This window comes from Hahella sp. CCB-MM4 (assembly GCF_002260525.1).
In the GTDB taxonomy this organism is placed as follows: Bacteria; Pseudomonadota; Gammaproteobacteria; order Pseudomonadales; family Oleiphilaceae; genus Hahella.
In genome coordinates, this window is sequence record NZ_MRYI01000130.1 from 1 (window position 1) to 355 (window position 355).

General features: G+C 69.9%; 1 pseudogene. It reads left to right on the forward strand.

From position 1 onward, the window contains the following. Positions 1-355 (forward strand): annotated as a pseudogene (locus BTA51_RS30390) (cobalamin biosynthesis bifunctional protein CbiET); the annotation flags it as partial.

A 355-nucleotide genomic window follows, 5' to 3' on the forward strand; every position in this document is an offset into this window, starting at 1 on the left:
GTTCGATCGGGATCGAGTGGTTGCTGTCGCATTCCTCGCTGCGTGCCATCGGGTTTGAGGGACATCCCGAGCGCGCCGCGCGGGCGCGGGAGAATGCGCTGAGGCTGGGCGTGGATCGGCTGGTGATCGCCGAGGGGCGCGCGCCGGAGGTCCTGCAGGGCCAGCCGCTGCCCGATGCGGTGTTCATCGGCGGCGGGCTGTCTCAGACGCTGCTGGATCAGCTTTATGCGCTGCTGAAGCCGGGCACGCGGCTGGTCGCCCATGCGGTGACGCTGGAATCCGAGGCGATGCTGGCCATGGCCCATGCCGCGAAGGGCGGGAGCCTGTTGCGGGTGGAGCTGGCGGAATCGCAGCC